At 40.7% G+C, this 25,950-nt stretch carries 40 protein-coding genes; all 40 read left to right on the top strand.

Annotated features, from left to right (window positions below):
- Window positions 1-104: 104 nt before the first annotated feature.
- The 40 genes from mutL (at window position 105) to NOL38_RS07000 (ending at window position 25,694) form a co-directional block, all read left to right on the top strand.
- Window positions 105-2,042 (top strand): DNA mismatch repair endonuclease MutL, encoded by a 1,938-nt coding sequence (gene mutL, locus NOL38_RS06805; protein ID WP_024395309.1) that lies wholly within the window; start codon window positions 105-107, stop codon window positions 2,040-2,042.
- 38 nt (window positions 2,043-2,080) lie between these two features.
- Window positions 2,081-2,671, top strand: a complete 591-nt coding sequence (gene ruvA, locus NOL38_RS06810; RefSeq protein WP_024389679.1) for a Holliday junction branch migration protein RuvA — start codon at window positions 2,081-2,083, stop codon at window positions 2,669-2,671.
- A gap of 616 nt (window positions 2,672-3,287) precedes the next feature.
- The gene (locus tag NOL38_RS06815) at window positions 3,288-3,857 is read left to right on the top strand and encodes a DNA-3-methyladenine glycosylase I (RefSeq protein WP_277941766.1); all 570 of its coding nucleotides are present in this window, start codon (window positions 3,288-3,290) and stop codon (window positions 3,855-3,857) included.
- A 36-nt stretch (window positions 3,858-3,893) separates the two neighbouring features.
- Window positions 3,894-5,075 carry a competence/damage-inducible protein A gene (locus tag NOL38_RS06820; RefSeq protein ID WP_277941767.1) on the top strand — a complete coding sequence of 394 codons (1,182 nt, stop codon included), beginning with the start codon at window positions 3,894-3,896 and terminating at the stop codon, window positions 5,073-5,075.
- Between the two features lie 51 nt (window positions 5,076-5,126).
- Window positions 5,127-6,269: a recombinase RecA gene (gene recA, locus NOL38_RS06825; RefSeq protein ID WP_277941768.1), complete on the top strand. Its 1,143-nt coding sequence runs from the start codon at window positions 5,127-5,129 to the stop codon at window positions 6,267-6,269.
- A 235-nt stretch (window positions 6,270-6,504) separates the two neighbouring features.
- Complete coding sequence (gene spx / locus NOL38_RS06830) at window positions 6,505-6,903, top strand: transcriptional regulator Spx (protein ID WP_002939362.1); 399 nt, start codon at window positions 6,505-6,507, stop codon at window positions 6,901-6,903.
- Window positions 6,904-7,002: 99 nt separating this feature from the next.
- Window positions 7,003-7,269, top strand: a complete 267-nt coding sequence (locus NOL38_RS06835) for an IreB family regulatory phosphoprotein (RefSeq protein WP_002939360.1) — start codon at window positions 7,003-7,005, stop codon at window positions 7,267-7,269.
- A complete protein-coding gene (ruvX, locus tag NOL38_RS06840; protein WP_002939356.1) occupies window positions 7,269-7,688 on the top strand; it encodes a Holliday junction resolvase RuvX in 420 nt (139 codons plus the stop codon). The genes NOL38_RS06835 and ruvX overlap by 1 nt, the downstream gene beginning before the upstream one ends.
- 11 nt (window positions 7,689-7,699) lie before the next feature.
- Complete coding sequence (locus NOL38_RS06845) at window positions 7,700-8,020, top strand: DUF1292 domain-containing protein (RefSeq protein WP_002939343.1); 321 nt, start codon at window positions 7,700-7,702, stop codon at window positions 8,018-8,020.
- Between the two features lie 192 nt (window positions 8,021-8,212).
- On the top strand, window positions 8,213-8,791 hold the full coding sequence (locus tag NOL38_RS06850; protein ID WP_277941769.1) for a nucleotidyltransferase family protein: 579 nt from the start codon (window positions 8,213-8,215) through the stop codon (window positions 8,789-8,791).
- Window positions 8,792-9,456: 665 nt separating this feature from the next.
- Complete coding sequence (gene rpsJ / locus NOL38_RS06855; RefSeq protein ID WP_002939332.1) at window positions 9,457-9,765, top strand: 30S ribosomal protein S10; 309 nt, start codon at window positions 9,457-9,459, stop codon at window positions 9,763-9,765.
- Between the two features lie 211 nt (window positions 9,766-9,976).
- On the top strand, window positions 9,977-10,603 hold the full coding sequence (gene rplC / locus NOL38_RS06860) for a 50S ribosomal protein L3 (protein ID WP_011921686.1): 627 nt from the start codon (window positions 9,977-9,979) through the stop codon (window positions 10,601-10,603).
- A gap of 24 nt (window positions 10,604-10,627) precedes the next feature.
- Entirely contained in the window at window positions 10,628-11,251 is a 624-nt protein-coding gene (gene rplD / locus NOL38_RS06865) for a 50S ribosomal protein L4 (protein WP_004195490.1), read from the top strand.
- Window positions 11,251-11,550, top strand: a complete 300-nt coding sequence (locus NOL38_RS06870; RefSeq protein ID WP_004195491.1) for a 50S ribosomal protein L23 — start codon at window positions 11,251-11,253, stop codon at window positions 11,548-11,550. Before rplD ends, NOL38_RS06870 begins: the two co-directional genes overlap by 1 nt.
- Before the next feature lie 17 nt (window positions 11,551-11,567).
- Window positions 11,568-12,401: a 50S ribosomal protein L2 gene (rplB, locus tag NOL38_RS06875; protein WP_002936663.1), complete on the top strand. Its 834-nt coding sequence runs from the start codon at window positions 11,568-11,570 to the stop codon at window positions 12,399-12,401.
- A 101-nt stretch (window positions 12,402-12,502) separates the two neighbouring features.
- Complete coding sequence (gene rpsS, locus NOL38_RS06880; protein ID WP_000533766.1) at window positions 12,503-12,784, top strand: 30S ribosomal protein S19; 282 nt, start codon at window positions 12,503-12,505, stop codon at window positions 12,782-12,784.
- 17 nt (window positions 12,785-12,801) lie between these two features.
- Window positions 12,802-13,146: a 50S ribosomal protein L22 gene (gene rplV / locus NOL38_RS06885; RefSeq protein WP_002936662.1), complete on the top strand. Its 345-nt coding sequence runs from the start codon at window positions 12,802-12,804 to the stop codon at window positions 13,144-13,146.
- A 12-nt stretch (window positions 13,147-13,158) separates the two neighbouring features.
- Window positions 13,159-13,812: a 30S ribosomal protein S3 gene (gene rpsC, locus NOL38_RS06890; RefSeq protein WP_002936661.1), complete on the top strand. Its 654-nt coding sequence runs from the start codon at window positions 13,159-13,161 to the stop codon at window positions 13,810-13,812.
- Between the two features lie 3 nt (window positions 13,813-13,815).
- Window positions 13,816-14,229, top strand: coding sequence for a 50S ribosomal protein L16 (gene rplP, locus NOL38_RS06895; RefSeq protein WP_024406767.1), 414 nt, complete (start codon window positions 13,816-13,818; stop codon window positions 14,227-14,229).
- Between the two features lie 9 nt (window positions 14,230-14,238).
- Window positions 14,239-14,445, top strand: a complete 207-nt coding sequence (rpmC, locus tag NOL38_RS06900; RefSeq protein WP_002936659.1) for a 50S ribosomal protein L29 — start codon at window positions 14,239-14,241, stop codon at window positions 14,443-14,445.
- Window positions 14,446-14,468: 23 nt separating this feature from the next.
- Window positions 14,469-14,729, top strand: coding sequence for a 30S ribosomal protein S17 (rpsQ, locus tag NOL38_RS06905; RefSeq protein ID WP_000440801.1), 261 nt, complete (start codon window positions 14,469-14,471; stop codon window positions 14,727-14,729).
- Window positions 14,730-14,753: 24 nt separating this feature from the next.
- On the top strand, window positions 14,754-15,122 hold the full coding sequence (gene rplN / locus NOL38_RS06910) for a 50S ribosomal protein L14 (protein WP_002936658.1): 369 nt from the start codon (window positions 14,754-14,756) through the stop codon (window positions 15,120-15,122).
- Between the two features lie 80 nt (window positions 15,123-15,202).
- On the top strand, window positions 15,203-15,508 hold the full coding sequence (rplX, locus tag NOL38_RS06915) for a 50S ribosomal protein L24 (RefSeq protein WP_002936656.1): 306 nt from the start codon (window positions 15,203-15,205) through the stop codon (window positions 15,506-15,508).
- 23 nt (window positions 15,509-15,531) lie between these two features.
- Window positions 15,532-16,074, top strand: a complete 543-nt coding sequence (gene rplE / locus NOL38_RS06920; protein WP_002936653.1) for a 50S ribosomal protein L5 — start codon at window positions 15,532-15,534, stop codon at window positions 16,072-16,074.
- Between the two features lie 14 nt (window positions 16,075-16,088).
- Window positions 16,089-16,274, top strand: coding sequence for a type Z 30S ribosomal protein S14 (locus tag NOL38_RS06925; protein ID WP_002936651.1), 186 nt, complete (start codon window positions 16,089-16,091; stop codon window positions 16,272-16,274).
- Window positions 16,275-16,580: 306 nt separating this feature from the next.
- Complete coding sequence (gene rpsH / locus NOL38_RS06930; RefSeq protein ID WP_002936647.1) at window positions 16,581-16,979, top strand: 30S ribosomal protein S8; 399 nt, start codon at window positions 16,581-16,583, stop codon at window positions 16,977-16,979.
- Window positions 16,980-17,222: 243 nt separating this feature from the next.
- Complete coding sequence (rplF, locus tag NOL38_RS06935; protein ID WP_004195502.1) at window positions 17,223-17,759, top strand: 50S ribosomal protein L6; 537 nt, start codon at window positions 17,223-17,225, stop codon at window positions 17,757-17,759.
- 88 nt (window positions 17,760-17,847) lie between these two features.
- Window positions 17,848-18,204, top strand: a complete 357-nt coding sequence (gene rplR / locus NOL38_RS06940) for a 50S ribosomal protein L18 (RefSeq protein ID WP_002936641.1) — start codon at window positions 17,848-17,850, stop codon at window positions 18,202-18,204.
- Window positions 18,205-18,222: 18 nt separating this feature from the next.
- On the top strand, window positions 18,223-18,717 hold the full coding sequence (gene rpsE, locus NOL38_RS06945) for a 30S ribosomal protein S5 (RefSeq protein ID WP_002936639.1): 495 nt from the start codon (window positions 18,223-18,225) through the stop codon (window positions 18,715-18,717).
- A gap of 14 nt (window positions 18,718-18,731) precedes the next feature.
- The gene (gene rpmD / locus NOL38_RS06950) at window positions 18,732-18,914 is read left to right on the top strand and encodes a 50S ribosomal protein L30 (protein ID WP_002936638.1); all 183 of its coding nucleotides are present in this window, start codon (window positions 18,732-18,734) and stop codon (window positions 18,912-18,914) included.
- Between the two features lie 135 nt (window positions 18,915-19,049).
- Window positions 19,050-19,490, top strand: coding sequence for a 50S ribosomal protein L15 (gene rplO, locus NOL38_RS06955; RefSeq protein ID WP_002936637.1), 441 nt, complete (start codon window positions 19,050-19,052; stop codon window positions 19,488-19,490).
- A 13-nt stretch (window positions 19,491-19,503) separates the two neighbouring features.
- Window positions 19,504-20,814: a preprotein translocase subunit SecY gene (secY, locus tag NOL38_RS06960; protein ID WP_277941770.1), complete on the top strand. Its 1,311-nt coding sequence runs from the start codon at window positions 19,504-19,506 to the stop codon at window positions 20,812-20,814.
- A 93-nt stretch (window positions 20,815-20,907) separates the two neighbouring features.
- A complete protein-coding gene (locus NOL38_RS06965) occupies window positions 20,908-21,549 on the top strand; it encodes an adenylate kinase (RefSeq protein WP_002936630.1) in 642 nt (213 codons plus the stop codon).
- Between the two features lie 121 nt (window positions 21,550-21,670).
- Window positions 21,671-21,889, top strand: a complete 219-nt coding sequence (gene infA / locus NOL38_RS06970; protein ID WP_002936627.1) for a translation initiation factor IF-1 — start codon at window positions 21,671-21,673, stop codon at window positions 21,887-21,889.
- 24 nt (window positions 21,890-21,913) lie between these two features.
- Window positions 21,914-22,030 (top strand): 50S ribosomal protein L36, encoded by a 117-nt coding sequence (rpmJ, locus tag NOL38_RS06975; protein WP_001808836.1) that lies wholly within the window; start codon window positions 21,914-21,916, stop codon window positions 22,028-22,030.
- A 19-nt stretch (window positions 22,031-22,049) separates the two neighbouring features.
- The gene (gene rpsM / locus NOL38_RS06980; RefSeq protein WP_002936622.1) at window positions 22,050-22,415 is read left to right on the top strand and encodes a 30S ribosomal protein S13; all 366 of its coding nucleotides are present in this window, start codon (window positions 22,050-22,052) and stop codon (window positions 22,413-22,415) included.
- A gap of 17 nt (window positions 22,416-22,432) precedes the next feature.
- Window positions 22,433-22,816, top strand: coding sequence for a 30S ribosomal protein S11 (gene rpsK, locus NOL38_RS06985; protein ID WP_004195509.1), 384 nt, complete (start codon window positions 22,433-22,435; stop codon window positions 22,814-22,816).
- Window positions 22,817-22,860: 44 nt separating this feature from the next.
- Window positions 22,861-23,799, top strand: coding sequence for a DNA-directed RNA polymerase subunit alpha (locus tag NOL38_RS06990; RefSeq protein ID WP_277941771.1), 939 nt, complete (start codon window positions 22,861-22,863; stop codon window positions 23,797-23,799).
- A gap of 14 nt (window positions 23,800-23,813) precedes the next feature.
- Window positions 23,814-24,200, top strand: coding sequence for a 50S ribosomal protein L17 (gene rplQ, locus NOL38_RS06995; RefSeq protein ID WP_000331493.1), 387 nt, complete (start codon window positions 23,814-23,816; stop codon window positions 24,198-24,200).
- A gap of 198 nt (window positions 24,201-24,398) precedes the next feature.
- The gene (locus NOL38_RS07000; protein WP_277941772.1) at window positions 24,399-25,694 is read left to right on the top strand and encodes a glutamate-cysteine ligase family protein; all 1,296 of its coding nucleotides are present in this window, start codon (window positions 24,399-24,401) and stop codon (window positions 25,692-25,694) included.
- The last annotated feature ends 256 nt before the right edge of the window (window positions 25,695-25,950 follow it).

The raw sequence follows: 25,950 nt of genomic DNA on the forward strand, positions 1-25,950 counted from the left end.
CATTTTTTCTTTAGCCTATCTGGGAAAAGGAGGGAAAGTGGATATGTGGTATAATGGAAAAATAAGCATTCGGGAAAAATTATTAAAGAAATGTAGGAGAAATGATGTCACATATTATCGAACTACCAGAAATACTAGCCAACCAGATTGCGGCTGGTGAGGTCATTGAGCGACCAGCCAGTGTGGTTAAGGAGTTGGTGGAAAATTCCATTGACGCAGGGGCTAGTCAGATTGAAATTAGTGTTGAAGAGGCTGGCCTTAAAATGATTCAAATTACGGATAACGGTGAGGGGATTGCCCCTGATGAAGTAGCGCTTGCCCTCCGCCGTCACGCCACCAGTAAGATAAAAAATCAATCGGATTTGTTTCGTATTCGCACCCTCGGTTTTCGTGGAGAAGCTCTGCCTTCCATTGCTTCTGTCAGTCATATGATCATTGAGACAGCTACGGCAGACTCTGCACACGGGCTTCATTTGGAGGCCAAAGGTGGTGTCATCGAGAAAGAGGAGCCAGTTAGTCGTCCAGTTGGCACACAGATTACTGTTTCGGATTTATTTTACAATACCCCTGCTCGTCTCAAATACGTTCGCAGTCAACAGGCTGAATTATCACATATTGTTGATGTTGTAAATCGATTGAGCCTAGCTCATCCGGAAATAGCCTTTGCCTTAGTAAACGAAGGGCGAGAATTAATTAGAACTGCAGGGACAGGGAAACTTCGTCAGGCAATTTCAGGGATTTATGGGATTGCTTCCGCCAAAAAAATGGTTGAAATTGAGGCAGAAGATCTGGATTTTCAGATTTCAGGTTATGTTTCCTTGCCAGAGTTGACTCGTGCCAACCGCAACTATATTTCCATTTTCATCAACGGTCGTTATATCAAGAATTTTTTGCTGAATCGAGCGATTTTGGAAGGTTACGGCAGTAAGTTGATGGTTGGACGCTTTCCGTTGGCAGTCATTTCTATAGAAATTGACCCCTATCTTGCTGATGTCAATGTGCATCCGACCAAGCAGGAAGTTCGCATCTCCAAGGAAAAAGAACTCATGACCTTGATTCGAGAGGCGATTAGTCAAGCGCTTAAAGAGCAGGACTTGATACCAGATGCTCTTGAGAATTTAGCTCAGTCAAGTACTCGACCAAAAGTAAAAGCAGAGCAAGGCACCTTACCACTCAGAGAGCCAAAAATCTATTATGATACGATTAAGCAAGACTTCTTCTTAAAACCAGATGTTGTCGCTGAGGATGTCAAACCTCTCGAAGAGGATAGGCAAGAGATTGTTGAGTCGCCTGTCGAAAATAAACCTACATCTGTTCAATTTGCAGAACGTCAGTCGGTGGAATCAGAAGATCAAGAGCATCCCAATCTAAGCGCAAAAGAATTGGCAAAACTGGCAGATAAATTAGACCGGGAGGCAACCTCGACATTTCCAGAGTTAGAATATTTTGGTCAGATGCACGGGACGTATTTATTTGCACAAGGCAAGACAGGACTTTATATCATTGACCAGCATGCCGCACAAGAGAGGGTCAAATACGAATACTACCGTGAGAAAATTGGACAGGTTGACAATTCAGCTCAACAGTTATTGGTGCCGTATATTTTTGAATTTCCGCAGAATGATGCCCTTGACCTCGTCCACAAAATGGATGCCCTTCGTCAAGTTGGTGTCAACTTGGAAGAATATGGAGCTAATCAATTTATTCTGCGTGAACATCCTATTTGGATGAAGGAAGAAGAGATTGAGTCTGGCATTTATGAGATGTGCGACATGTTGCTCTTGACGGATCAGGTGTCAATCAAGCAGTATCGGGCAGAACTGGCTATCATGATGTCTTGTAAACGGTCAATCAAGGCCAACCATGCTTTGGATGATTATTCGGCGCGTGATTTATTGAGACAATTGTCTTACTGCCAAAATCCCTATAACTGCCCGCACGGTCGCCCAGTCTTAGTACATTTTAGCAAGTCAGATATGGAAAAGATGTTCCGTCGCATTCAAGAAAATCACACGAGTTTGCGAGAGTTGGGCAAGTATTAACATAGTTGAAAAAGTTGACACATTAGTAAAGGAAGTATATGTACGACTATATTAAAGGAATTTTAACGAAAATAACTGCAAAATACATTGTGGTAGAAACGCAAGGAGTAGGCTATATCTTGCAGGTTGCTAATCCCTACGCCTATTCAGGACAAGTTCAGCAAGAAGTGACTGTCTATACTCATCAGGTGATTCGTGAAGATGCTCATTTGCTCTACGGATTTGCTACAGAAAATGAAAAATCCGTCTTTCTGAGTCTGATTTCAGTATCAGGTATTGGTCCAACAACAGCTCTGGCTATTATTGCTGTTGATGATAATGATGGTCTGGTGCGTGCTATTGAGCAAAAAAATATTACTTATCTGACCAAGTTTCCAAAGATTGGCAAGAAAACAGCCCAGCAGATGATTTTGGACCTAGAAGGCAAGTTTGTCATGAGCGAAGAAGCGGGTCCTGTTCAACAAGTAGCACCATCCAGTGAAAATATTGCCCTCGATGAAGCTATGGAAGCCATGGAAGCCCTTGGTTACCGTCCAGCCGAACTCAAGAAAATCAAGAAATTCTTCGACGGTACCAACGACACCGCAGAAAACTACATCAAGTCAGCACTTAAAATGCTGATGAAGTAATGGGATACTAAGGCGTTAAGCGATACAAAGCAAAATAGAAAAGCTGACGCAGAGGCTTTAGCATCTAGGAAGTCTTTATCTTTTTGCAAAGTATCGTAGCCGTGTTCAATTAACGTACCAGTATGATGGTTAAAAAGTTTTGTTTTGTTACTCAAAGTTTGAGTCAACATTTCAGCGCAGTGGTTGATTGGCAGATTTGTTCGTGTTTCACACATCAAATCTGGCCTAATCAACTGTGCGGGGGCGGGAAGACGAATTCTTTTTCTGCCTGTCGAATTCTTTCCCGCTCCCACTACGGCAATCGCTATTTGCGACTTGCCTAGGTACCTTACTAATTCGTCACAAAAATAATATCGATTTTTGTGGCTCATGTCGTGTCCAGATATAAAGGACGTGAAGGACAAAGAGAAAATAGACGGCCGAACAGAAATTTTGCAAGAAATTTCGTTGTGAGACCTCCGCAATGACAACTAGGTAAAAGGCGAGTTTTGACGAAGCCTTTTGCCAGATGTCAACTGCGTTATTCGGTGATATTTAGGATTCAGTTTGTATCATAGCCGTGTTTCAGTCAGTTTATCCTGATTCGCACTTTAGTTATTCACGAAAAGGAGTTTCTATGTCCCCTTGTGCTTGGGTCAATCCCAACAATCCACTCTATATTGCTTACCATGATGAAGAATGGGGCAAGCCACTTCACGATGAGCAGTCTTTGTTTGAGTTGCTTTGCTTGGAATCCTACCAAGCAGGACTTTCCTGGGAAATTGTTCTCAATAAACGCCAGGCTTTTCGCTCTGCTTTTTTCAACTATGATATTCAAAAGGTTGCGGCCATGACAGATAGAGAGTTAGATAGCCTTCTGACCAATTCAGACATCATTCGTCATAAGGCAAAGCTGTACGCTACCCGCGCCAATGCTCAGGCCTTTCTTCGAGTACAGGAGGAATTCGGTACGTTTGATACGTATCTTTGGGAATGGGTTAACTTTACATCTATCGACAACCCTGTCAAGTCCTTCCGAGAATTGCCGACCAAGAACGACTTGTCTGAGCGGATTTCAAAAGATTTGAAGAAACGAGGTTTCAAATTTGTAGGGCCTGTCTGTATTTACTCCTATTTGCAGGCTTCAGGTCTGTTGAATGAACATGAAGAAACTTGCGAGATTGGAAAGAAATTACGAATTAATTAGATGAGCGAGCAATCGCACCCTAGACAGAGGAGGAATATGAAAGCAGAACTAATCGCCGTTGGGACGGAGATTTTGACAGGTCAAATCGTTAATACCAATGCTCAGTTCCTTTCGGAGAAATGTGCAGAGCTGGGAATTGATGTTTATTTCCATACAGCTGTTGGAGATAATGAAAACAGGCTTCTGTCTGTACTGGAAGTAGCCAGTCAGCGGAGCGACTTGGTCATTCTCTGTGGAGGACTTGGTCCAACTGAGGATGACTTGACCAAGCAGACCTTGGCGACCTTCTTAGGTAGAAATCTTGTGTTTGATGAGTTGGCTATGGCAAAATTAGACCGTTTCTTTGCCAGTCGCCCAGGTCGTGTCCGTACACCAAATAATGAACGTCAGGCACAGATTGTGGAGGGAAGTCAGGCGTTACAGAATCCAGCTGGTTTAGCTGTTGGTGGTATGGTTGAGCAAGATGGTGTAACCTATATTGTTTTGCCTGGCCCACCAAGTGAGCTTACGGCCATGTTTTCTGAGAGTCTCTTACCTTTACTGTCCCAATCTCAGCAGCAACTTTATTCGCGTGTCCTACGTTTTTTTGGCATTGGTGAAAGCCAGTTAGTGACTGTTTTGGCGGACTTGATCGACAAGCAGACAGACCCAACTCTTGCTCCTTATGCAAAAGTTGGAGAGGTGACTTTACGCTTGTCCACCAAAGCGACCAGCCAAAAAGAGGCAAATTTACGTTTGAATCAGTTGGAAGAGGAAATCTTACAACATGACAAACTGGCAGACTATTTCTATGCCTACGGAGAGGACAATAGTTTGGTCAAAACGGTAGCGACTCGTTTGGCGGAGAAAAGACAAACCATCGCTATCGTCGAACAGGGGACAGGTGGTCTCTTGCAAGCTGAATTGAGCCTGGCTTTGGCTGATCAGCCGTATTTTAGCGGAGGAAAAGTCATCGGTCAGCTAGGGACAGAATCGGGCTGGCTATCAGAGGAAGTTGACTGCATTCGGCAGGAGCTGCAAGCTGATTTAGGTTTGGCTGTGTCTGTGCTTATCAAACCGGAATCAACAGAGGACAACGTACTTGCAAAAGTATACCTCACTTTGGCTACGACCTCGGGTATTTCCCAAAAAGAGATAGATTTAGGTGGTTATTCGTGGCAATACCTTCGCCAGCTTGCTTGTCTGCAGGCCTGGGATTTTGTACGAAACACTTTGTGAAATAGCAGATATTTGCTATAATAGTTTGACTAAGAAAAGAGGAGAAAATCATTGGCTAAGAAACCAGGAAAAAAATTAGAAGATATTACAAAGAAATTTGGAGATGAGCGTAAAAAAGCGCTGGATGATGCCCTAAAATCAATTGAAAAAGATTTTGGTAAGGGTGCTGTTATGCGTCTTGGTGAGCGTGCTGAGCAAAAAGTTCAAGTCATGAGCTCAGGTAGCTTGTCAATCGACATTGCGCTTGGAGCAGGTGGATATCCGAAGGGCCGTATCATTGAGATTTATGGTCCAGAGAGTTCAGGTAAGACAACTGTTGCCCTTCATGCAGTAGCTCAAGCCCAGAAAGATGGCGGTATTGCTGCCTTTATCGATGCAGAACATGCCTTAGATCCAGCCTATGCAGCAGCTCTTGGTGTCAATATTGATGAGTTGCTCTTGTCACAGCCAGACTCAGGGGAGCAAGGTCTTGAAATTGCAGGTAAGTTGATCGACTCTGGTGCGGTTGACTTGGTTGTTGTGGACTCTGTTGCTGCCCTAGTACCACGTGCAGAAATCGACGGTGATATTGGTGATAGCCACGTTGGTTTGCAGGCTCGTATGATGAGCCAGGCTATGCGCAAACTAGGTGCATCAATTAATAAAACTAAGACGGTTGCCATTTTCATTAACCAATTACGTGAAAAAGTCGGTGTCATGTTTGGTAACCCTGAAACAACACCTGGTGGTCGTGCGCTTAAATTCTATGCATCTGTCCGTATGGATGTTCGTGGAAACACACAAATCAAAGGAACAGGTGACAAGAAAGATCAAAACGTTGGTAAGGAAACCAAGGTGAAGATTGTGAAGAACAAGGTGGCTCCACCATTTAAAGAAGCTGTTGTTGAAATCATGTACGGTGAAGGAATTTCTCGCACAGGTGAATTGATTGAGATTGGTAGCAACCTCGGCATCATCCAAAAAGCAGGGGCTTGGTATTCATATAATGGAGAAAAAATTGGCCAAGGTTCTGAAAATGCTAAGAAATTCTTAGCAGATAATCCAGCAATCTTTGATGAAATTGACCGCAAGATACGTGTTCATTATGGCTTGATCGAAGCAGATGGAGTTGCGACCGAAGAAGCTCCTGTTGTTGCGGAAGAAATCCAAGATGTTATCCTAGATCTTGATGGCGGTATTGAATTAGAAGATTAATTCCTAACAAAATAGATTTAATATTGAACTATTGATACCTATCTGTTATAGGTATGTATGAAGTTGTTTAGTATAAGAACGAAAAAGTCTGGAGATTCCAGGCTTTTTTCTAATAAAAACCGAATTTTTACCCCAAAATTTAAAGTTTTTTTAAAAAATAGGTCTGCAGACCGAGGGAATTTATGATATAATAGTCTATAATGTGCTTAATAAAATGTAGCAAAGGAGTGACTACATGATTAAAATTTATACTGTATCTAGTTGTACTTCTTGTAAGAAAGCGAAAAATTGGTTAAATGCTCACCAATTATCTTATAATGAGCATAATCTTGCGAAGGAAGCCATTACTAAGGAAGAAATCCTAAACATCTTAACCAAAACAGAGAATGGTATTGCAAGTATCGTATCGTCAAAAAACCGTTATGCAAAGAGTCTGGACTTTGATATTGAAGAGTTGAGTGTGAACGAGGTCATTGATTTAATTACCTCTAACCCACGTATTTTGAAGAGTCCAATCTTGATCGATGAGAAACGACTTCAAGTGGGCTATAAAGAAGACGATATACGCGCTTTCTTGCCACGTGCAGTGCGCAATGTTGAAAATGCTCAGGCTCGTATGAGAGCAGCTCTATAAGATGTACAAAAGGACTCTTTTGGGGTTCTTTTTGCGCATTTTTTGAGAATAATTAAAATTTGTGATATAATGTAAAAAATAGGGAAAGAAGGTGTAAGTATGGGATTTACCGAAGAAACCGTTCGTTTTCGCCTAGATGATACAGATAAACAAGAAATCAGCAAGACATTGACTAGTGTTTATCGTTCGCTAGAGGAAAAGGGCTATAATCCGATTAACCAAATCATTGGCTATGTATTAAGTGGGGACCCTGCTTATATTCCTCGCTATAATGATGCCCGCAATCAGATTCGTAAACATGAACGAGATGAAATCATTGAAGAATTGGTGCGCTACTATTTGAAAGGGAATGGGATTGACCTCTAATGAGAATAATGGGATTAGACGTCGGTTCCAAGACAGTTGGTGTAGCTATTTCAGATCCGTTAGGTTTCACGGCCCAAGGGTTGGAAATCATCCCAATCGATGAAGAAAAGGGCGAATTCGGTCTGGAGCGTTTGACCGAACTTGTAGAACAGTACAAGGTTGATAAATTTGTTGTAGGCTTGCCGAAGAATATGAATAATACTAGTGGTCCACGTGTGGAAGCTAGTCAAGCTTACGGTGATTTATTGACTGAGCGTTATAAACTTCCAGTTGATTATCAGGATGAACGTTTAACAACTGTTGCAGCAGAACGGATGCTGATTGAGCAAGCGGATATCAGCCGAGGAAAACGCAAGAAAGTTATCGATAAATTAGCAGCTCAGCTGATTTTACAAAATTATTTAGATAGAACATTTTAAAGGAGATTCTAATGGCACATCATCATGACCATGAACACGACCACAACCACGACGAACGTGAATTGATTACTTTGGTAGACGACCAAGGTAACGAAACACTTTTTGAAATCTTATTGACGATTGACGGTCAAGAAGAGTTTGGTAAGAACTATGTTCTCTTGATTCCTGCAAGTGCAGAAGAAGATGAGAACGGAGAAGTTGAAATCCAAGCCTACTCATACATCGAGAATGAGAATGGCACAGAAGGTGATTTGCAACCTATCCCAGAAGACGCAACAGCAGAATGGGATATGATTGAAGAAGTCTTCAACAGCTTTATGGAAGAGGAATAAAAAGGTCCAGTGGACCTTTTTATCATGAGCCTGAAAACAAGAAAGCGAATTAAGGTCCAGTGGACCTTTTTATCATGAGCTGAAAATCAAAGAGCGAATTGAGGTCAGGTGGAGTGAAGCAGTCTGGGAAGAGACTGTTTAACAGCAAGGCGAGGAATGAATCATAAGCCAGAAAATCAAAAGGGAGGCCAGATGAAAGATAGTTTTACAGAAAGAAGTAAGAAGCTGAGTGAGGAATTAGAGAGGCATCTACTGGCTGATAAAAATATTTTGGTCATATTAGACATAATGGATAGACTGAATTTATCAGATTGCTGGCTCTGTGCGGGAACTATCCGTAATTTCATTTGGAATCAATACAGTTTTGATGAAGAAACAGATGTTGATCTTGTGTTTTTTGATGAAAATATTTCTTATGAAGAGACAATGGAAATAGAAAGCGATTTATATCAAAACTATCCAGCCTATCGATGGGAATTAAAAAATCAAGTGTATATGCATATCCATAGTCCGAATACTAAACCGTATCAATCATCAAGGGATGCGATTGAAAAATTTCCAGAAAGATGCACAGCGATAGGTATTTGTCGAACAGAAAGAAATAAATTAGAAATATTTGCTCCTTTTGGATTGGATGACATTTATGCTTACCAAGTACGGCCAACACCACATTTCTTAGCGGATCCTAATCGCATGGAATTGTATCGACAAAGAATTCTTAAGAAACAGTGGAAAAATAGGTGGCTATCGCTAACAGTAAAAGAGACCTAACTCCCACCAAGTAAGTAGGCAAAAAACAGTATTTTTTTTATAAAGTAAAACAATCAACTACGGGAGACTGACTATGTTATGGAATTTGAAACGGTTTGTTTGAAGCTTAGAAACTTAGGTAGGCTATATTGTTACTTCAAAGTTAAATTTAGAAACCATATCGAGGCTATAATTCGTAAACAGGAAAGTCAAAAATGTAAATTTGATCGTCTCCTCCATGAAGATATTCATGGTTTGATTCAATCACCGAGCTTGGGTAATGATGAGTTGCTGATGTTATGGGGTCTCCTGAGAGATTATCGAAAAAATTTAATCAATGACCGACTTGAAAATATGAAAAATTGATAAGCAGACAGAGTTTTACTGGCAGTCAAAAAAATAATTCGAGAGTTACAAGGATATTTGAAAAAACGTTGATAGTTAACTCAAATAAAAAATAAGTAATGAAGAATCCTGAAATAAAAGTTTTGGGATTTTTTGAATTTTTGAGTAAAAACTCTTGCAATGGCAAGTAGAATCTGGTAGAATGTTCTAGTGCCGTAAAAATTACGGCTGTAGCTTTGATGCAAGAGGTTGCGACACGCTCGGTTGCATTGCCACGCAGCACGTGTTGGTTTTCTTGTGGAGCTAGCCTATTATGTTAAATAGACGAAAAGGAGAAAAAGATGGCAAACAAAAAAATTCGCATCCGCTTGAAAGCGTACGAACACCGTACACTTGATACAGCAGCTGCAAAAATCGTTGAAACTGCAACACGTACAGGTGCTCAAGTAGCAGGTCCAGTTCCGCTTCCAACAGAACGTAGCCTCTACACAATCATCCGTGCGACTCACAAGTATAAAGATTCTCGTGAGCAGTTCGAAATGCGTACACACAAACGTTTGATTGATATCATCAACCCAACTCAAAAAACAGTTGATGCTTTGATGAAATTGGATCTTCCAAGTGGTGTAAACGTAGAAATCAAATTGTAATCAAGTCGCAAGGTAGAAAAGCAAGTGTTCAAAATTGAACACGGGCTAAACTCCGTGTGAAAAAAGATAAACTTTCCTAGAAACAGAAGTTTCTTTGTCAAGTTTCCTATTTTCACTTTGAGTTCGACGCCCTTTGTATCTTGATTTGAGCATGAAAAACGCTCGTTAAAAACTTTTTAAATACAAAATTAAGAAAAGGAATATTTTTCTCATGACAAAAGGAATCTTAGGGAAAAAAGTGGGAATGACTCAAATCTTCACTGAATCTGGTGAATTTATCCCTGTAACTGTCATCGAAGCAACTCCAAACGTTGTTCTTCAAGTGAAAACAGTTGAAACTGATGGTTATGCAGCAGTTCAAGTTGGTTTTGATGACAAACGTGAAGTATTGAGCAACAAACCTGCCAAAGGCCATGTAGCTAAAGCTAACACAGCTCCTAAGCGCTTCATTCGTGAATTCAAAAACATTGAAGGCTTGGAAGTTGGACAAGAAATTACAGTTGAAACTTTCGCAGCTGGTGATGTTGTTGATGTAACTGGTACATCTAAAGGTAAAGGTTTCCAAGGTGTTATCAAACGCCATGGTCAATCACGTGGTCCTATGGCTCACGGTTCTCGTTACCATCGTCGTCCAGGTTCTATGGGTCCTGTTGCACCTAACCGTGTATTCAAAGGTAAAAACCTTGCAGGTCGTATGGGCGGCAACCGTGTAACAATTCAAAACCTTGAAGTTGTACAAGTTGTTCCAGAAAAGAACGTTATCCTCATCAAAGGTAACGTACCAGGTGCTAAGAAATCTCTTATCACTATCAAGTCAGCAGTTAAAGCTGGTAAATAATAAGGAAAGGGGAAATCAGTCGAAATGGCAAACGTAACATTATTTGACCAAACTGGTAAACAAGCTGGTGAAGTAGTTCTTAACGATGCGATTTTTGGTATCGAGCCAAACCAAGCAGTTGTATTTGATGTGATCATCAGCCAACGTGCTAGCCTTCGTCAAGGTACTCACGCAGTTAAAAACCGTTCAGCAGTCTCAGGTGGCGGACGCAAACCATGGCGTCAAAAAGGAACTGGACGTGCTCGTCAAGGTTCTATCCGCTCACCACAATGGCGTGGCGGTGGCGTAGTCTTCGGACCAACTCCACGTTCATACGCGTACAAACTTCCACAAAAAGTTCGTCGCTTGGCACTTAAATCTGTTTACTCAGAAAAAGTTGCTGAAAACAAATTTGTAGCTGTTAACTCACTTGAATTCACAGCTCCAAAAACTGCTGAATTTGCAAAAGTACTTGCAGCATTGAGCATTGATTCTAAAGTCCTTGTTATTCTTGAAGAAGGCAACGAATTCGCAGCTCTTTCTGCTCGTAACATCCCAGGAGTTAAAGTTGCAACTGCAACAACTGCAAGCGTACTTGACATCGCAAATGCAGACAAACTTCTTGTAACTCAAGCAGCTATCTCTAAAATTGAGGAGGTTCTTGCATAATGAATTTGTATGATGTTATCAAAAAACCTGTCATCACAGAAAGCTCAATGGGCCAACTCGAAGCAGGCAAGTATGTATTTGAAGTTGACACTCGTGCACACAAACTCTTGATCAAGCAAGCTGTTGAAGCTGCATTCGAGGGTGTTAAAGTTGCAAATGTTAACACAATCAACGTGAAACCTAAAACAAAACGCGTAGGTCGTTATGTAGGTCGCACAAACAAAGTGAAAAAAGCAATCATCACATTGGCTGCTGATTCAAAAGCGATCGAATTGTTCGCTACAGCTGACGCTGAATAATCAAAGGAGGAATTAACGTGGGTATTAAAGTTTATAAACCAACGACAAATGGCCGTCGTAACATGACTTCTTTGGACTTCGCTGAAATCACAACAAGCACTCCAGAAAAAAGCTTGCTTGTTGCTTTGAAGAGCAAAGCTGGTCGTAACAACAACGGTCGCATCACTGTTCGTCACCAAGGTGGCGGTCACAAACGTTTCTACCGTTTGGTAGACTTCAAACGTAACAAAGATGGCGTTGAAGCAATCGTTAAAACTATCGAATACGATCCAAACCGTTCAGCAAACATCGCTCTTGTACACTACACAGACGGTGTTAAAGCTTACATCATTGCTCCTAAAGGTCTTGAAGTTGGTCAACGCATCGTTTCAGGTCCAGAAGCAGATATCAAAGTTGGTAACGCACTTCCACTTGCAAACATCCCAGTCGGTACTGTTGTTCACAACATCGAGTTGAAACCAGGTCGCGGTGGTGAGTTGGTTCGTGCTGCTGGTGCATCTGCACAGGTTCTTGGTCAAGAAGGTAAATACGTTCTTGTTCGCCTTCAATCAGGTGAAGTTCGTATGATCCTTGGTACTTGCCGTGCTACTGTTGGTACTGTAGGTAACGAACAACATGGCCTTGTCAACCTTGGTAAAGCAGGTCGTAGCCGTTGGAAAGGTATCCGTCCAACAGTTCGCGGTTCTGTAATGAACCCTAACGATCACCCACACGGTGGTGGTGAAGGTAAAGCACCAGTTGGTCGTAAAGCACCATCTACACCATGGGGTAAACCAGCTCTTGGTTTGAAAACTCGTAACAAGAAAGCTAAATCTGACAAACTTATCGTTCGTCGTCGCAACCAAAAATAATCTATTCTTAGTTGCCTAGCATTCTATATCATCCGCCAACTCGGTAGCCCGCAAAGCGGGCAAGCCGCTGTGGTACATATTTTAAAGGAGAAAACACTAAAATGGGACGTAGTCTTAAAAAAGGACCTTTCGTCGATGAGCATTTGATGAAAAAAGTTGAAGCTCAAGCAAACGACGAAAAGAAAAAAGTAATTAAAACTTGGTCACGTCGTTCAACGATCTTCCCAAGTTTCATCGGTTATACAATCGCAGTTTACGATGGACGTAAACACGTACCTGTATACATTCAAGAAGACATGGTAGGTCACAAACTTGGTGAATTTGCACCAACTCGTACTTACAAAGGTCATGCTGCTGACGACAAGAAAACTCGTCGTAAATAATTTAGGAGGAAAACACAATGGCAGAAATTACTTCAGCTAAAGCAACTGCTCGCACAGTACGTGTTTCACCTCGTAAATCACGTCTTGTCTTGGATAACATCCGTGGCAAAAGCGTAGCAGACGCAATCGCAATCTTGAAATTCACACCAAACAAAGCTGCAGGCATTATCGAGGGAGTTTTGAACTCAGCAATCGCTAACGCTGAAAACAACTTTGGTTTGGAAAAAGCTAACTTGGTAGTCAGCGAAGCATTCGCAAACGAAGGACCGACGTTGAAACGTTTCCGTCCACGTGCGAAAGGTTCAGCTTCACCAATCAACAAACGCACAGCTCACATCACTGTAGTTGTGGCAGAGAAATAAGGAGGTAAAAACGTGGGTCAAAAAGTACATCCAATTGGTATGCGTGTTGGCATCATCCGTGATTGGGATGCTAAATGGTATGCTGAAAAAGAATACGCGGATTACCTTCATGAAGATCTTGCAATCCGCAACTTTATCAAAAAAGAATTGGCTGATGCGTCAACATCAACAATCGAAATCGAACGTGCTGTAAATAAAGTAATCGTTTCTATCCACACTGCTAAGCCAGGTATGGTTATCGGTAAAGCTGGTAGCAACGTTGATGCACTTCGTGCTCAATTGAACAAATTGACTGGTAAGCAAGTACACATCAACATCATCGAAATCAAACAACCTGATTTGGATGCACACCTTGTTGGTGAGTCAATCGCTCGTCAATTGGAGCAACGTGTGGCATTCCGCCGTGCTCAAAAACAAGCTATCCAACGTGCAATGCGCGCTGGTGCAAAAGGTATCAAAACACAAGTTTCTGGTCGTTTGAACGGTGCTGATATTGCCCGTGCAGAAGGCTACTCAGAAGGAACTGTTCCTCTTCATACACTTCGTGCGGATATCGACTACGCTTGGGAAGAAGCTTTGACAACTTACGGTAAACTTGGTGTTAAAGTATGGATCTACCGTGGTGAAGTTCTTCCAGCTCGTAAAAACACTAAAGGAGGTAAATAACAAATGTTAGTACCTAAACGTGTAAAACACCGTCGTGAATTCCGTGGAAAAATGCGCGGTGAAGCTAAAGGTGGAAAACAAGTAGACTTTGGTCAATACGGTCTTCAAGCAACTACTAGCTCATGGATTACAAACCGCCAAATCGAAGCTGCCCGTATCGCTATGACGCATTACATGAAACGTGGTGGTAAAGTTTGGATTAAGATCTTCCCACACAAATCATACACTGCTAAAGCTATCGGTGTACGTATGGGTTCTGGTAAAGGTGCTCCTGAAGGTTGGGTAGCTCCAGTTAAACGCGGTAAGGTTATGTTTGAAGTAGCTGGCGTTTCTGAAGAAATCGCACGTGAAGCATTCCGCCTTGCTGGTCATAAATTGCCAGTTAAAGTTAAATTCGTAAAACGTGAAGCAGAATAAGGAGAAGACATGAAACTTCAAGAAATTAAAGATTTTGTAAAAGAACTTCGTGGCCTTTCTCAAGAAGAACTTGCTAAGAAAGAAAACGAATTGAAGAAAGAACTCTTCGAACTTCGTTTCCAAGCTGCTGCTGGTCAACTTGAGCAAACTGCTCGTTTGAACGAAGTGAAGAAACAAATTGCACGTATCAAAACTGTGCAATCTGAAACTAAATAATAGATTGGGAAAGGAGAATTTCAATGGAACGCAATAATCGTAAAGTTCTTGTTGGACGCGTAGTATCTGACAAAATGGACAAAACAATCACAGTTGTAGTTGAAACTAAACGTAACCACCCAGTCTATGGTAAACGTATTAACTACTCTAAAAAGTACAAAGCTCATGATGAAAACAATGTTGCTAAAGAAGGCGATATCGTTCGTATCATGGAAACTCGCCCACTTTCAGCTACAAAACGTTTCCGTCTTGTAGAAGTTGTGGAAGAGGCAGTTATCATTTAATCAACCTGAAAGGAGAAAATTGACATGATTCAAACAGAAACTCGTTTGAAAGTTGCTGACAACAGTGGCGCACGTGAAATCTTGACAATCAAAGTTCTTGGTGGTTCAGGACGTAAATTCGCGAACATCGGCGACATCATCGTTGCTTCAGTAAAACAAGCTACTCCTGGTGGTGCGGTTAAAAAAGGTGACGTTGTTAAAGCCGTTATCGTTCGTACTAAGACAGGTGCTCGTCGTGCTGATGGTTCATACATCAAATTCGATGAGAATGCTGCAGTTATCATCCGTGAAGATAAAAACCCTCGCGGAACTCGTATCTTTGGCCCAGTGGCACGCGAATTGCGTGATGGCGGTTTCATGAAAATCGTTTCATTGGCACCAGAAGTACTTTAATCTAACAAACTAAGTCCCCTGTTATCTCACCAGAGTAACAGGGTGCCCATTAGGGCGTAAGAAATCATAGGAGAAATCAAATGTTTGTAAAAAAAGGCGATAAAGTTCGCGTAATCGCTGGTAAAGACAAAGGCGTTGAAGCAGTTGTCGTAACAGCACTTCCAAAAGTAAACAAAGTTATTGTTGAAGGTGTTAACATCGTTAAGAAACACCAAAAACCAAACAGCGAAAACCCTCAAGGCGCTATCGTTGAAAAAGAAGCTCCAATCCATGTGTCAAACGTTCAAGTTCTTGACAAAAATGGTGTTGCAGGACGCGTTGGTTACAAGTTTGTAGACGGCAAAAAAGTTCGCTACAACAAAAAATCAGGCGAAGTGCTTGATTAATCACGAAGGAAAGGAGAAGTATAATGGCAAATCGTTTAAAAGAAAAATATCTTAATGAAGTAGTTCCTGCTTTGACTGAACAATTTAACTATTCTTCAGTTATGGCTGTGCCAAAAGTTGATAAGATCGTTTTGAACATGGGTGTTGGTGACGCTGTTTCTAACGCTAAAAACCTTGAGAAAGCTGCTCAAGAATTGGCTTTGATCTCAGGTCAAAAACCACTTATCACTAAAGCTAAGAAATCAATCGCCGGCTTCCGTCTTCGTGAGGGTGTTGCGATCGGTGCGAAAGTAACTCTTCGTGGCGAACGTATGTATGAATTCTTGGACAAATTGGTTACAGTTTCACTTCCACGTGTACGTGACTTCCACGGTGTACCAACTAAGTCATTCGACGGACGTGGTAACTACACACTTGGTGTGAAAGAGCAATTGATCTTCCCAGAAATCAACTTCGACGATGTTGATAAAACTCGCGGTATGGATATCGTTATCGTTACAACTGCTAACACTGACGAAGAATCACGTGCATTGCTTACTGGCCTTGGTATGCCGTTTGCAAAATAAGAGGGAGAGAATAAATGGCTAAAAAATCAATGATCGCTAAGAACAAACGCCCAGCTAAGTTCTCTACACAAGCTTACACACGCTGTGAAAAATGTGGACGTCCACACTCAGTTTACCGCAAATTCAAATTGTGCCGTGTATGCTTCCGCGACTTGGCTTACCTTGGACAAATTCCTGGCGTAACAAAAGCTTCTTGGTAAGATAAGATGTGAGAGCGTTTAGCAACCAAGGCAAAGATAGGAGATTTGACGATGAAGTTTACTTCTAGGAAAATCTATCTTCTTTGCTAAGGTTGTAGCTCGAACTCAATTAAAACAACCCCGATACAAAGTTTGCTTGCCGATTTGAACACGGGCGAAAGCCTGTGTGAAAAAGACAAACTTTCCTAGAAACCACAGTTTCTACGTCAAGTTTTCTATTTTCACTTTGGCTTTTTAGCGCCCTTTGTATCATGAATTAACTAGCAAGTGATTTAATCAAACTGCTAGTAAGAGGAGAAACAACAAATGGTTATGACTGACCCAATTGCAGACTTTTTGACACGTATTCGTAACGCTAATCAAGCAAAACACGAAGTGCTTGAAGTTCCTGCATCAAACATCAAAAAAGGTATTGCTACAATCCTTAAAAACGAAGGTTTTGTGAAAAACGTTGAATTCATCGAAGATGACAAACAAGGTATCATCCGCGTATTCTTGAAATACGGACCAAACGGTGAAAAAGTTATCACTAACTTGAAACGCGTTTCAAAACCAGGTCTTCGTGTTTACTCAAAACGTGAAGATATTCCAAAAGTTCTTAATGGACTTGGTATCGCAATCATCTCAACATCAGAAGGTCTTTTGACTGACAAACAAGCTCGTCAAAAGAACGTTGGTGGTGAGGTTATCGCATACGTTTGGTAATTGGATGATACCAAGAGCGTAGTGACCTAAGTGAAAATAGGAAATCAAACGAAGAATGCTTGCATTCAAGTTTGATTTATCTTTTTCACACAGGTCACAGCTCGGGTTCAAATCTAATAATCTGATTTGAAGGTATCATAAAACCTGCTCATTCGAACACGGGCTGAAGTCAGTGTTTAAGTGAGTCCCCCGTGAAAACTAGTCGCTTGACGGCTTGATAATTTAACAGGAGAATTTAAAAATATGTCACGTATTGGTAATAAAGTAATTACATTGCCTGCTGGCGTTGAGCTTGCTCAAAACAACGGCGTGGTAACTGTAAAAGGACCTAAAGGGGAATTGACTCGTGAATTCCCAACTGCTATTGAAATCCGTGTGGAAGGTGCAGAAGTAACTCTTCACCGTCCAAACGATTCAAAAGAAATGAAGACTATTCACGGTACTAGCCGTGCTAACCTCAACAACATGGTTGTTGGTGTTTCTGAAGGCTTCAAAAAAGAACTTGAAATGCGTGGTGTCGGTTACCGTGCTCAATTGGCTGGTAACAAATTGACACTTGCTGTTGGTAAATCACATCCAGATGAAGTGGTTGCACCAGAAGGTATTACATTTGAAGTTCCAACACCAACACAAATCGTCGTGTCTGGTATCAACAAAGAAGTTGTTGGTCAAACAGCAGCTTACATCCGTAGCCTTCGCGCTCCTGAGCCATACAAAGGTAAAGGTATCCGCTACGTTGGTGAATTCGTTCGCCGTAAAGAAGGTAAAACAGGTAAATAATAGCTTGCTGAGGTGGCTTAGCCACCTGGCTGACTATTTCTCAAATTGTTTCGCAAGAAACAGAATCATACATTAAGAGGTGAATATTGTGATTTCAAAACCAGATAAAAACAAAATCCGCCAAAAACGCCACCGTCGCGTTCGCGGTAAAATCTCTGGAACTGCTGCTCGCCCACGTTTGAACATTTTCCGTTCTAATACAGGCATCTACGCTCAAGTGATTGATGACGTAGCGGGTGTAACGCTCGCAAGCGCTTCTACTCTTGATAAAGAAGTTTCAAAAGGTACTAAGACAGAACAAGCTGTTGTTGTAGGTAAACTCGTTGCTGAACGCGCGGTAGCTAAAGGTATTTCTGAAGTGGTCTTTGACCGCGGTGGATATCTCTATCACGGACGTGTGAAAGCTTTGGCTGAATCAGCTCGTGAAAACGGATTGAAATTCTAATAGGGAGGACACTAAGAAATGGCATTCAAAGATAACGCAGTTGAAATTGAAGAACGCGTAGTAGCCATCAACCGTGTTACAAAAGTTGTTAAAGGTGGACGTCGTCTTCGTTTTGCAGCTCTTGTGGTTGTTGGTGACCGTAACGGTCGCGTAGGTTTCGGTACTGGTAAAGCTCAAGAAGTACCAGAAGCTATTCGTAAAGCAGTTGAATCTGCTAAGAAAAACATGATTGAAGTACCAATGGTTGGTACAACAATCCCTCACGAAGTTCGCTCAGAATTTGGCGGCGCTCGTGTATTGTTGAAACCTGCTTCAGAAGGTTCTGGGGTTGCTGCCGGTGGTGCAACTCGTGCCGTAATCGAATTGGCAGGTATCGCAGATGTGACTTCTAAGTCACTTGGTTCAAACACACCAATCAACATCGTTCGCGCAACAGTTGAAGGTTTGAAACAATTGAAACGTGCTGAAGAAGTGGCTGCACTTCGTGGCATCTCAGTTTCTGATTTAGCATAAGAAAGGAGATACTCATGGCTCAAATTAAAATCACTTTGACTAAGTCTCCAATCGGTCGCAAACCAGAACAACGTAAAACAGTTGTTGCACTTGGACTTGGTAAATTGAACTCTTCAGTTGTTAAAGAAGATAACCCAGCTATTCTTGGAATGGTTAACGCTATCTCTCACTTGGTAACTGTAGAAGAAGTTAAATAATCTAACAAATAGACTAAGTCGCATAGAGAAATCTTTGCGACTTCTAGTCCATTTTACATATTTACACACAGCGAGTTTGTGGAGGAAGACTCTTGTACTTCACAGGCGCTAGCATATAAAAGAGGAGAAATAATAATGAAACTTCATGAATTACAACCTGCTACAGGTTCTCGTAAAGTCCGCAACCGTGTAGGTCGTGGTACATCATCAGGTAACGGTAAAACATCTGGCCGTGGTCAAAAAGGTCAAAAAGCTCGTAGCGGTGGCGGTGTTCGCCCAGGTTTTGAAGGTGGACAAACTCCATTGTTCCGTCGTCTTCCAAAACGTGGATTTACAAATATCAACGCTAAAGAGTACGCAATCGTTAACCTTGATCAATTGAACGCTTTTGAAGATGGTGCAGAAGTAACACCAGTTGTGCTTATCGAAGCTGGAATCGTTAAAGCTGAAAAATCAGGAATTAAAATTCTTGGTAATGGTGAATTGACGAAGAAATTGACAGTTAAAGCTGCTAAATTCTCTAAATCAGCTGAAGAAGCAATCACTTCTAAAGGTGGCTCAGTAGAAGTCATCTAAGAGGTGACAGCCTATGTTTTTTAAACTTTTAAAAGATGCCTTAAAGGTAAAATTGGTACGTAGTAAAATTCTATTTACTATCTTTATCCTTTTTGTCTTCCGCGTAGGAACCCACATTACAGTACCAGGAGTAAACGCAAGGAGTCTTGAAGCCTTGTCAAATGTTCCATTTTTGAACATGTTGAGCTTGGTTTCGGGAAATGCTATGCGTAATTTCTCAGTTTTCGCGCTAGGTGTTAGTCCTTATATTACAGCTTCCATCATTGTTCAACTTTTGCAAATGGATATTTTACCTAAATTTGTTGAATGGGGTAAGCAAGGTGAAGTTGGTCGTCGTAAACTGAATCAGGCAACACGCTACATTTCTTTGGTACTGGCATTTGTTCAATCGATTGGTATTACAGCAGGCTTTAATGCCTTGTCTGGTGCAAAATTGACCAATATGCCATTAAATTGGCACACATATTTGTTGATTGGATCAATTTTGACAACAGGTTCAATTATTGTAACCTGGTTGGGGGAACAAATTTCTGAAAAGGGCTATGGTAATGGTACATCAATGATTATCTTCGCGGGTATCATTTCATCACTACCAGGAACTTTTCACGAGATTTACATTGATCGCTTTGTTAATATTGAATCAAGTCGTTTGGGGGAGTCAGCAATCTTTGTTGCTGCACTCGTCGTATTAATATTCTTTGTTGTGTATTTTACAACTTTTGTACAACAAGCAGAATATAAATTACCAATTCAATATACAAAACGTGCACAAGGAGCACCTTCTAGCTCATATTTACCGCTGAAATTGAATCCAGCAGGAGTTATTCCCGTAATCTTTGCAGGCTCAATCACTGCAGTTCCAACTTCTTTGATTCAATATTTCGCAAGTCAAAATAAGAGTGCCGGGTGGTTATTGACGGTTCAGGAATACTTTGATTATTCAACTGCTAAAGGTATGATTGTATATGCAGGTTTAATTATTGCCTTTACATTCTTCTACACCTTTGTTCAAGTAAATCCTGAGAAGACTGCAGAAAGCCTTCAGAAAAGTGCAGCCTATATCCATGGAGTTCGTCCTGGTAATGGCACTGAACAGTTTTTGTCAAAATTATTGACAAGATTGGCAGTAATCGGTGCACTCTTCTTGAGTTTTGTAGCTTTGTTGCCTATCCTTGCGCAAAATCTCTTTGGGCTTTCTTCAAGCATTGCGTTCCTTGGTACAAGTTTGATTATCGTAATCTCTACAAGTATCGAAGGCATCAAGCAATTAGAAGGCTACCTTCTTAAGAGAAAATATGTAGGTTTCTTAGAAATTACAGAATAGAATATAGGTTGACCTAGTCAACCTTCTATTTTGTTTTTAGATAAGTTTGTCAATAATGGCAAATTTATGTGAAAACAAAATAAGGAGTTTGTCATGAATCTTTTAATTATGGGTTTACCAGGTGCTGGTAAAGGGACACAAGCGGCCAAGATTGTTGAGAAATTCAATGTTGCTCATATCTCAACAGGAGATATGTTCCGTGCAGCAATGGCCAATCAGACTGAAATGGGTATTCTTGCCAAGTCGTACATTGATAAGGGTGACCTCGTTCCCGATGAAGTTACTAATGGCATTGTCAAAGAACGTTTGGTTCAGGATGACATCAAGGAAAAAGGCTTTTTACTAGATGGCTATCCTCGTACGATTGAACAAGCTCATGCCTTGGATGAAAATTTGGCTGACTTAGGAATTGAGTTGCAAGGTGTTATCAATATTGAGATTGATCCTTCAAAATTGGTAGAGCGTCTCAGCGGTCGTATTATTCATAAAGAAACCGGCGAGACTTTCCACAAAGTATTCAATCCACCTGTTGGAGACTACAAAGAGGAAGACTTCTATCAACGTGAAGATGACAAGCCAGAATCTGTCAAACGTCGTTTAGAGGTCAATATCGCACAAGGACAGCCAATCATTGATCATTATCGTGCAAAAGGGCTGGTCCATGATATTGAAGGTGACCAAGACATTGACCTTGTTTTCCAAGCAATTGATACAGTACTATCAAAATTGCAATAAACTAACAGATTTGGCTTGCATTTTTTACACAAAGATGATAAAATAGCCTAGTCTGACTTATAATTGTTACCTCTGTGTTCAGAGGACATCAAATCGATATTTAGAGAGGGGTTACTTTTGCATGGCAAAAGAAGATGTGATTGAAATTGAAGGCAAAGTAGTCGATACAATGCCAAATGCTATGTTTACTGTTGAGTTGGAGAACGGACACCAAGTCCTTGCAACTGTTTCAGGTAAAATCCGTAAAAACTACATTCGTATTTTGGTCGGTGACCGCGTAACTGTTGAGCTTAGTCCATACGACTTGACACGTGGACGTATCACATACCGCTTTAAATAGTCGAAATACTTGGAGGGATTAAACATGAAAGTAAGACCATCGGTCAAACCAATTTGCGAATACTGCAAAGTTATTCGTCGTAATGGTCGTGTTATGGTGATTTGCCCAGCAAATCCTAAACACAAGCAACGTCAAGGTTAAGAAATAGAAAGGAGAAAACATGGCTCGTATTGCTGGAGTTGACATTCCAAATGACAAACGTGTAGTTATTTCATTAACTTATGTTTATGGTATCGGTCTTGCAACATCTAAAAAAATTCTTGCAGCTGCAGGTATTTCAGAAGATGTACGCGTGAAAGATTTGACATCAGATCAAGAAGATGCTATTCGTCGTGAAGTTGATGCAATCAAAGTTGAAGGTGACCTCCGTCGTGAAGTTAACTTGAACATCAAACGTTTGATGGAAATCGGTTCATACCGTGGTATCCGTCACCGTCGTGGACTTCCTGTCCGTGGACAAAACACTAAAAACAATGCCCGCACTCGTAAAGGTAAAGCTGTTGCGATTGCAGGTAAGAAAAAATAATATAGGAGGTAGAAAAATTGGCTAAACCAACACGTAAACGTCGTGTGAAAAAGAATATCGAATCTGGTATTGCTCATATTCACGCTACATTTAATAACACTATTGTTATGATTACTGATGTGCATGGTAACGCTATTGCTTGGTCATCAGCTGGTGCTCTTGGTTTCAAAGGTTCTCGTAAATCTACACCATTCGCAGCCCAAATGGCTTCAGAAGCAGCTGCTAAATCTGCACAAGAACACGGTCTTAAAACAGTTGAAGTTACCGTTAAAGGCCCAGGTTCAGGTCGTGAGTCTGCTATCCGCGCTCTTGCTGCCGCTGGTCTTGAAGTAACAGCAATTCGTGATGTGACTCCTGTACCACACAATGGTGCTCGTCCTCCAAAACGTCGCCGTGTATAATCATACATTCCATACACAGCTTTTCGTTTAAGAGGGAGTAAGAAATGATTGAGTTTGAAAAACCAACAATAACAAAAATTGATGAAAATAAAGATTACGGCAGATTTGTGATCGAACCATTAGAACGTGGTTACGGTACAACTCTTGGTAACTCTCTTCGTCGTGTACTTCTTGCCTCACTTCCAGGTGCTGCAGTAACATCAATTAAAATTGATGGTGTACTCCACGAATTCGACACAGTTCCAGGTGTTCGTGAAGATGTTATGCAAATTATTCTTAACATCAAAGGCATTGCTGTAAAATCTTATGTCGAAGACGAAAAGAAAATTGAACTTGATGTAGTAGGTCCAACTGAAGTAACAGCAGGAGACATTCTTACAGATAGTGACATTGAAATTGTAAACCCTGACCATTATCTCTTTACCATTGCTGATGGTGCCACTTTTAAAGCTGTTTTGACTGTCAATTCAGGTCGTGGTTATGTACCAGCTGAGGGTAATAAGAAAGACGATGCACCAGTGGGAACACTTGCTGTAGATTCTATCTATACGCCAGTGAAGAAAGTCAATTATCAAGTTGAACCAGCTCGTGTTGGTAGCAACGATGGTTTTGACAAATTAACACTTGAAATCAACACAAATGGCACCATTATTCCAGAAGATGCTTTAGGTCTTTCTGCACGCATTTTGATGGAGCACTTAGGTCTCTTCACTGACTTGACTGAAGTTGCAAAATCTGCAGAAGTGATGAAAGAAGCTGAAGTGGCTTCAGATGATCGTATGCTTGATCGTACGATTGAAGAATTGGATCTATCTGTTCGCTCATATAACTGTCTGAAACGTGCAGGCATTAACACTGTATTCGACTTGACAGAGAAAACTGAGCCAGAAATGATGAAAGTGCGCAATCTTGGTCGCAAGAGTCTTGAAGAAGTTAAAGTTAAATTGGCTGATCTTGGTCTAGGATTGAAAAAAGATAAATAATATAGGAGGAAATCATGGCATACCGTAAACTAGGACGCACTAGCTCACAACGTAAAGCAATGTTGCGCGATTTGACAACTGACCTTTTGATCAACGAATCAATCGTTACAACTGAAGCTCGTGCTAAAGAAATCCGTAAAACAGTTGAAAAAATGATCACACTTGGTAAACGTGGTGATTTGCACGCACGTCGTCAAGCGGCAGCATTTGTTCGTAACGAAATTGCATCTGAAAACTATGATGAAGCAACTGATAAGTACACTTCTACTACAGCACTTCAAAAATTGTTCTCTGAAATTGCACCTCGTTATGCAGAACGTAATGGTGGATATACTCGTATCCTCAAAACTGAACCACGTCGTGGTGATGCTGCACCAATGGCAATTATCGAACTTGTATAAGATCATCAATTTTGTTGAGTGTTATGATGATGGAATCCTATTCTGATTCTTAGTCTAGCTCTGGTCTACCGCTGAGCTTGTCTCAGCGGTAACACTCATCATGTTGATTGGACGCTTGTTTACGAAATTACTCTAAGATAGAATAATTTCGTAAGCAGGCGTTTTTATTTTACTCAAAAATTTTGATATACTTATAAAATGAATAGAGAAGACATGACATCCCTAGGCAATTGCTTTGAAGAACACTATTTTGCTAACATTAAAGAAAAGCCAGAATTGTTTATAGGTGTAGAATTAGAATATCCGATAGTTAATATCTCAGGGAAAGCAACTTCTATCCAAGTGGCTACAGATATGATGCGACATCTTTCTAATCAAAATGGTTTTACCATCGTCAAAAGAGATGATAGAGGAAATCCGATAGAACTCCAGCACGAGTCGGGAGACCTCATACTATTTGAAGTCACGTATAATACACTAGAATTTGCATTCGCAAAAGCAAAAAATATTGGTAGTGTAGAAGAGCGTCATAAAGAATATCTAGAGAATATTCAATATTATTTGCGCCAAAATGGACACGAATTGCAGGGGTTAGGGATAAATCCCAATTGGGAAAACAATGACAATAGACCGGTAGATACGGGCCGATATAGGATGTTGATGAACTATCTCAAGCTAGGAGAAGGCAAACCTAATATGCATCCCTATACTGGATATGCTGGCTTTATTTGCGGAAATCAAGTGCAGTTTGATGTGAGTCGAAAATCCTTTTTACGAGTCATTAATGCGTTTAATAAAATTGAAGCAGCGAAGGCGTTTTTGTTTGCAAATTCACCATTCGATCATATGGATGGTATGGCCCTTACTAGGGATTATTTTTGGGAATATTCAATGCATGGCCTCTTAAAGAATAACGTTGGTATCTACTCAGAGGAATTTCAAACTGAGGCAGAATATCGTCAATACCAAGAAGAGTCCGCAATGTTTTATGTCATCAGGGATAACTGCTATTATTATTTTAAACCAATTACTGTTAAATCTTTTTTTGAGCAAGAAAAATTTGCAGCGTATTCAGAAACTGGCGAGATATGTTACTTTGTTCCGAAAGCAGATGATTTCAAAAACCATCGCTCATACCACTATCAAGAGCTTACCAAACGAGGAACTATTGAATTTCGAAGTACATGTACACAACCATTTGAAACAACATTTGCTCCCATAGCCTTTCATTTAGGTCTGCTCGCCAATCTCGTGAAATTAGAAGAAATTCTGGAATGTACAGAGTTTTTTAAAGAATTTGGCAGAGATTATTCGAAGCTACGTAGACAATTTTCGAGAAAAAAACTGTCTGATTTAGAACAAAGAATGGCGAAAGACTTTTCTAAGACATTATTAGATTGTGCACATGAAGCCCTCCTTTTGAGAGGATACAGTGAAGAAAAATATTTAACTCCACTGTACAATTCATTAATTGATGACTTCGGGGTATTGTGACAGTCTACTAAAATATGAATAGGTGGGCATAGATTTTCACAAAAAACATAAAGACCGGTAAAATTTTGATATACTGGAGGCATACGAAGAAAATATACAATCTCCGATTAGTATGCCTCTCAGCTTTTCGCCAAATTTCATAAAAAATCTAAAAAATCTCAAAAAACCGGTTGACAATTGCCAAAGTAGATGATAGAATAATTGAGTTGTCTCTTGAGGGGCTAGTTAATAGAGGAACGAAAAAAAGTTTCGAAAA

Origin of the sequence: Streptococcus suis, from assembly GCF_029616525.1 — a bacterium.
In the GTDB taxonomy this organism is placed as follows: Bacteria; Bacillota; Bacilli; order Lactobacillales; family Streptococcaceae; genus Streptococcus; species Streptococcus suis_AF.